Here is a 6,752-nt window from a genome sequence, read left to right on the forward strand (position 1 = left end):
AAGTTGACGTAAGTGCTTGAAATACTTGGTATATAAATTGCAACGCATTTTACATGCCATCTTTTTATGTTTTGTGAAAAAATATCGCAAAATTTTAAAACCATGTTTGAACGGCTTCAAAAACAGTGAAACTTTAGTTTATAATAACATGCATATTAAAAATTATATTTTCGGAATCTTGGCTATTTGCATATCTTTTACTCATGGTTGCGGGGGAATTGATAGCGCTGTAAAGAATACGGCACAGACCGGAATTACACAAAGTGACGATTCTTTACCTGTTTATGAAGGATACATTGGAGAAAATCCGGATTCAGTTAAATCAGGTAATAAAATAGGAGTTTGGTATTTAAAAACAGGCCGTTTCGATAAAGCAATTTCAGAATTTGAGACTGCTCTGACAAAAAACCCCGGAGAACCATTTGCCACCTATTATCTTGGACTTGCTTATCTCGGTATGGAGAATTTTGAAAAGGCAATAGAGGTTTGGCAAAGTTACAGAAACAAAAACAAACCAATTATAGAAGAAGCAATAGCACGGCAAATTACATTGCTCAGAATTACCCAAAGCCGCAAGCTTGCTATAAAAGCTCTCGCTCAGGAAAAAAGTCTCATGGCTATAACACCGGCTACCAATACTGTTGCGGTATGCTATTATGATGATCTTTCGAAAGATAAAAGCCTTCATGCTTTCAGAAAAGGTCTTGCCGCCATGATTATTACAGATCTTTCAAAAATAAAATCTCTACAGGTAGTTGAGAGAATAAGGCTGCAGGCTCTGTTAGAGGAAATGAAGTTAGGTCAATCAGGTATTGTAGAAATGAACACAGCGCCTAAGGTAGGAAAACTCCTTGGCGCGCGGAATATTGTTCTCGGCAACCTTTCCCCTGGCAGTATAAAAGCTATAACCACTATAGCTTTAACTGAGACGGAAAATATCAAAGGCAGTGCTTCCGCATCTGTTGAAAAGGATAAATTTTTTGAACTTCCTATGATAATCATAAAAGATATTGCCCGAATCATGGGGTTAAAGTTAACGGATGAGGAAAAGAAGGCCATCGGTATTCCTCATACAAAGGTATACAATGCCTTGGTTTATTATGGTAATGCCCTTGATGCTTTAGATGCCGGCAAATGGAAAGAGGCAAAATATTATTTCGATATGTCAATTAAAGAAGACCCGATGTTTGATCTTGCGAAAGAGGGTGCATATAGTTGTCCTGGCGCTGATTCTCCAAGTATAAACAGCATGATAAATATGAAAGGCTCTAAAATATCAACTACAATTGAATCCATTATGAGTTCTGCGGAAAGCACACTGATAACAGTCAGTCCGACAGCGGCTGACTCTCTGATTAACAGCGGATACACAGCAACGGATATTCTGGGAGTTGATGTAGGAGATCTGGGCATTACAGGTGTAGGCAACGGAATGGTAAATGAAGGAAATCCGGATGGTCAAAATATTCCTTCCCCCGATGTAAGCTATCCTTCTGCTGGAGGCAGCTTTCCATCTACCGGTCCAAATTTACCATGATTGTTTGACTGACAGCACGATATCTGACAGAATGCCCATGCTTGTTTTAAGATAATAATATAGCAGGTTTTTAATATTATTAACTACCTGACAACTTTATAAATCTGCTTATCTGCCTTTCATAAGAAACTTATAGTTTATTGGATATATTTTCGTTTAAACATAAATTTAAGGGCCGTAAAAAGCCGGGTAACAGATCATAGGGTAAATTGATCCGGCCTTGGCAGGGAAAATATCAAAGGATAATGGTATGAAAAATATTACTGTTTATACAGCAATGACGCTTGTGCTTCTATCGTTGTTTTGCGGATGTGCCGGTGTTTCAAAGGAAGAGATAAAAGAACAGGAGAGGCCTGCGGCTGTATCAGGCCGGGTTTCTAAAACAATAGCTATACTTCCTTTTGAAAATAATTCAGTTACCGATCCTGAGAAGTACGCCCCTTTGAGCAAGGGCCTTTGCGCCATCCTGATTGCCGATCTGAAAAACAGCAACACGACACTTCAGATTGTTGAGCGGGAAAAAATTCAGGCGATTTTAAAGGAGATAGCTCTCGGTCAAAGCGGAAGCATTGATCAGGCAACAGCCGTAAAGGCAGGAAAGTTGCTTGGAGCACAATCCATTGTTTTCGGATCATTTATGGTGCTGGGAAATAATGTGCGCCTGGATGCCAGGATCATTAAAGTTGAGACCGGTGAAGTATTAACAGCCGAATCCGTTGCCGGCGACAGCAGCGGGCTTATGAATATAGCTGTTGACCTTGCGGGAAAGATAGCAAAATCGATGAAAGTTGCATTTAATCCGGTTCCGCTAAAAAGCAGCGGCAATCTTGATGCAGCAGTTTATTTTTCACAAGGACTTGATGCTCTGGATAAAGGTGATAAAGAAGAAGCTAAGCGCTTGTTCTCAAAATGTGTAAAACTTGACCCTGCATATAAGGAGCAGGTTGATAATGTGAAAGGTTTAAGCGAATGAAAAAAACGGCTTTTTTTGTATTGGTATTTGCAGTTTTTCTGATTTTTAGCACCAACTCTTTTGCCGAAGACAAGACGATTGAGGCGGAAGGAGTAAGTTCAATATCAAAAGAAGACGCTATTCGACAGGCACAACGTTCAGCTGTTGAGGAGGCTGTTGGAATTTTTATTCAGTCCCAGACCGAAGTGGAAAATTTTGAACTCAAAAAAGACAAGATTTTTTCAAGAACCCAGGGTTATATAACAAGATTTTCGGTAGTGAAAGAGAGCAAGTCGGGCGATCTTTATAAAATACTTATTAAGGCAACCGTATCTCTTGACAAAATCAAGGACGACCTTATTGCTATGAAAATACTACTTGCGAGTATGGAACATCCTAAACTCATGGTGCTTATCGAAGAGGATTATAAGAGCATGGACAACCTGGGAATGGGAATTGCCGCAACGGAAATGGCTTCATTGCTTGGCGCCAAAGGGTTTGAGCTTGTTGATAAATCTCAGGTAGATGCAATAATGAACAATAATCAGGCCAGGCAGGCGCTTGCCGGAAATGCCAAGGCGGCAAAGGCTCTGGGGCTTAAGTTCGGAGCCCAGTATGTGGTTGTTGGAAAAGTTGTTGCTCAGGATGCCGGAGAGGCTTATCCGGGTTCAGGGTTAAAATCGATACAGGCAAGCCTGCAATTAAAGGTTATACAGACTCAGACAGGTCTTGTTCTTGGCTCGGTAGTAAAAACCGGGGTTTCTGCCCATATAAGTCCTCTTACCGGGGCAACAACGGCCATCCAGATGTGTACACAAAAAGCTGTTGATGAATATCTGATCAATGCTATAACCAATTCCTTCCAGGATTATTTAAACAATGGTACTCCTCTTAAGCTGCATATTACAGGTGTGGGCTCTTTCCAGAAATCAAGGATGGTCATTGAAGTCATAGAAAAAGTAGAAAGAGTTGCCAGCAGTAAGAAAGAAGGGTGGAACAAAACCGGCGGTATCCTTGAGCTTAGTCTTCTCTACAAAGGAACAAGCGAGGAACTTGCGGAAGTAATTGACGGAAAAAAAGTTGGTGCAGGCAAGCTTGAAGTTATAGATGTTGCACCTGAAAGACTCGACTGTATTCTGAAATAACCTATCATAAAGCTGGAGACAAACAAAATGAAACGTTCTGAACAGTTAATACTTGAGGGCTGGGAAAAACGGGCGACCTATGATGATCCACGTCTATCTGAAATGGTTGAAATGTATAAAGAAATAGGATTCGAAGTGATTCTGGAATCTTTCAGTCCGGATGAAGAACCCGGTTGTTCAGAGTGCATGAAAGATTCGCCGCAAAAATACAAAACAATCTATACACGTAAAACATCTTAAGCACAAAATAACGGATTTTCGGATCAGCTGGATCTAACTTCAAAATCGGCTTATCATGTTATAAGATAATTTGTAACATGATAAGCTTTTGCTTTTGTTTGGGTTCATATAAGTATTCGTTATTATACTTGTAAACTGCACGCCATTTCAAATGGGGCTTTTTGCAAAGCTTAATGAACTGTGAACTATTACGAGTTTTTCCATTATAATTTTCGGAGGAAAGCTTGATTTTTCATTTTCACAGGAACCTGACAGAGAATCCGGGCAAAAGTGGATAACAAAATGGAAAATATATCAAATTTCAGGCCCCGGCTATTTGCTGTTGTCGGGGCCGGCCCTGTTGGATGTATTGTTTCGGCGTTGCTTGCAAAAAATGGATATGATGTGACCTTGTGCGATGTGGTTCCCGAGTTGGTTAAACCGGCTACAAATCCGGGCATTATCATAGAAGGAGCCATAAACCTTCAGCAGAGTGTGACTCATACATGTACAAGCATTGAAGATCTTTCGGAAAATGTTCCTGATGTAATAATTCTTGCTATAAAAGCCAACACGCTTTCGCTTGTTTCATCGGCAATTGAGGCATTTTACAAAGAAGGTATATATATAATAAGCTGGCAGAACGGGATTGATACCGAAGCCGAAATAGCGCGGAATCTTGGCAGGAAACCGGTAATGAGGGCTGTTGTAAATTACGGATGTGAGCTAATAGGGCCATGTCATGTCCGCATGTCTTTTCATCACCCTCCACATTATTTACAGGAGCTTGATAAAGCATCAACAATGGCGGCAATTAAACTCACAGAAATTTTGACAGAATGCGGTCTTAATACAAAACACACAGACAAAATTAATTCTATGGTATGGCGCAAAGCGATTCTTAATTCCTGCATGAATCCCGTTTGTGCCGTAACCGGTCTTACAATGACCCAGGCTATGAATGATCCGTTTATTTTTCAGATCATAGATTCTCTTGTAAAGGAATGTGTTGCCGTTGCCAGAGCAAATGGAATAGACCTTGGCTGGGATTTTTATCCCTATGCAATGGAGTATATGGGAAAAGCCGGTGACCACAAACCTTCCATGCTCACTGATATTGAAAACAAGCGGAGAACAGAGATTGAATTTATGAACGGAAAATTTGTAGAATACGGCAGGCAGACCGGAATGGAAACACCTTACAATAAAACGTTAAGGGCTCTTATTAAAGCTCTTGAACCAAAATAATGAGCTTATCAGAACAAAAATCCGTTATGAATACAGCTCCTTTGTTTGTTGGAATTGATGTTGGAGCATCAAGAACAAAAGTTGCCGTAATTGATTCCTGCAAAAAACTGGTAGGGTATGCGGTGGAAAAATCGGGAACGGATTATTTCTCAACCGCAACAAAATGTCTCGAGTTATCTCTTGCCGCATCAAAATCATCAAAAAACGATATAAGCTGTATTATATCAACTGGATATGGCAGAAAAAATGTTTATTTCGCCGATAAAACCAAAACGGAAATCAGTTGTCATGGAAAAGGATCTTTCCACTATTTTCCAATGGAGATCGCAATCATTGATATTGGCGGACAGGATAATAAAATTATCAAAATTGACAAAGATGGCAGGAGGCTTAGTTTCAGGATGAACCGGAAATGCGCTGCCGGAACCGGTGCTTTTCTTGAAGAAATGTCTTCACGCCTTGATATTCCGCTTGACGAAATGGATGGCCTTGCCAGACAATCCATTGATATGGTTGAGCTGGGAAGTTATTGCACTGTTTTTTCCGCTACGGAAGTATTGGGAAAAATCCGTCAGGGAAAAAAGGTTCCCGATATAATTAAAGGTATCTTTTTGTCTGTAATAAAGAGAGTGCTTGAAATGGACTCTCTTAGCGATAATGTTGTAATGACAGGAGGGGTTGCCGCTTATAATCCTTTTCTTGTTAAAATGACCGAAGAAATTATCGGCAGAAAGGTGCTGGTTCCCGAATACACCCAACTTACAGGCGCTATCGGAGCAGCTCTTTACGCAATAGACACAGAAGCGTAATTTCCACCGTTTTGCCCGGATGGGCTGTTTTCATGCCAACTTATCCGCTTACTATTCATGTTGTTCCCTTCATATTTGGATATTAGTTTGTAATCGATGGTGCTTATAAATGTATCTTTGAGATTATTAAAGTATTAGTTCCGTTGAGCCGATAAATGAAATGACAGTTTTGAAGAATGTCCGGGTTGTTGTTCTGAGCTTGTCGAAGTATTAACATAGCTTTCAGATATTATGCTTGAACAGTCTTATATTTTTAATTTTAGAGAACTATTTTTATGCAGCAAAACCAAAAGAAAATCCTTGTAGTTGATGATAGCCCTATCATCAGAAAAATAATAAAAAGGGAACTATCTGAAGGCGGATATATAGTAGAAGAGGCCTGTGATGGAAAAACAGCTCTTGCATTGTTTAGCGAATGTATGCCGGATTTGGTTACTCTTGATATCGAAATGCCGGCACTTGATGGCTTTGAAACTTTCAGGAAGCTTCGCAGCAAGCAAAACCCTGTCAATTTCAATTATTCAAAGGAATTCCGGGTGCCCGTTATGTTTGTGACAGGAAATGATAATCTTAAAGATCGAAACAAAGGTTTTCAACTCGGTGCGGCAGACTTTATTGCCAAACCGTTTGCAAAAGGAGATATTCTTTCAGCTGTAAACAAAATGGTACTGTCAAGTTTTTGTGTAAAATTTTTATCAGCTGGTTTTTGAAAGAATGGCAGATTCTCACGCACTTTTCCGATAGGGTTTGATTTCCAGTGTAACTCCATTTTAAGACAGATAAATGCCAGGAGAGTATAGCAGGCGTTCTCCCCGGCTACGATCTCCATCGGTTTTGTTCTG

The 6,752-nt window shown here is 40.0% G+C and carries 7 protein-coding genes; all 7 read left to right on the plus strand.

Going from position 1 to position 6,752, the window contains the following annotated elements:
* Positions 1-178: 178 nt before the first annotated feature.
* The 7 genes from VXK47_RS09635 (at position 179) to VXK47_RS09665 (ending at position 6,620) form a co-directional block, all read left to right on the plus strand.
* Positions 179-1,537: a CsgG/HfaB family protein gene (locus VXK47_RS09635; protein WP_435548567.1), complete on the plus strand. Its 1,359-nt coding sequence runs from the start codon at positions 179-181 to the stop codon at positions 1,535-1,537.
* A gap of 250 nt (positions 1,538-1,787) precedes the next feature.
* The gene (locus VXK47_RS09640) at positions 1,788-2,510 is read left to right on the plus strand and encodes a CsgG/HfaB family protein (protein WP_435548568.1); all 723 of its coding nucleotides are present in this window, start codon (positions 1,788-1,790) and stop codon (positions 2,508-2,510) included.
* On the plus strand, positions 2,507-3,634 hold the full coding sequence (locus VXK47_RS09645) for a hypothetical protein (protein ID WP_435548569.1): 1,128 nt from the start codon (positions 2,507-2,509) through the stop codon (positions 3,632-3,634). Before VXK47_RS09640 ends, VXK47_RS09645 begins: the two co-directional genes overlap by 4 nt.
* A 27-nt stretch (positions 3,635-3,661) precedes the next feature.
* The gene (locus VXK47_RS09650) at positions 3,662-3,874 is read left to right on the plus strand and encodes a hypothetical protein (RefSeq protein WP_435548570.1); all 213 of its coding nucleotides are present in this window, start codon (positions 3,662-3,664) and stop codon (positions 3,872-3,874) included.
* 282 nt (positions 3,875-4,156) lie between these two features.
* Positions 4,157-5,101 carry a ketopantoate reductase family protein gene (locus tag VXK47_RS09655; RefSeq protein WP_435548571.1) on the plus strand — a complete coding sequence of 315 codons (945 nt, stop codon included), beginning with the start codon at positions 4,157-4,159 and terminating at the stop codon, positions 5,099-5,101.
* On the plus strand, positions 5,101-5,910 hold the full coding sequence (locus tag VXK47_RS09660; RefSeq protein WP_435548572.1) for an acyl-CoA dehydratase activase: 810 nt from the start codon (positions 5,101-5,103) through the stop codon (positions 5,908-5,910). The genes VXK47_RS09655 and VXK47_RS09660 overlap by 1 nt, the downstream gene beginning before the upstream one ends.
* A 275-nt stretch (positions 5,911-6,185) precedes the next feature.
* Positions 6,186-6,620 (plus strand): response regulator transcription factor, encoded by a 435-nt coding sequence (locus VXK47_RS09665; RefSeq protein ID WP_435548573.1) that lies wholly within the window; start codon positions 6,186-6,188, stop codon positions 6,618-6,620.
* The last annotated feature ends 132 nt before the right edge of the window (positions 6,621-6,752 follow it).

The sequence above is a fragment of the Desulfobacterium sp. N47 genome, from assembly GCF_051233685.1.
Lineage (GTDB): Bacteria > Desulfobacterota > Desulfobacteria > Desulfobacterales > RPRI01 > RPRI01.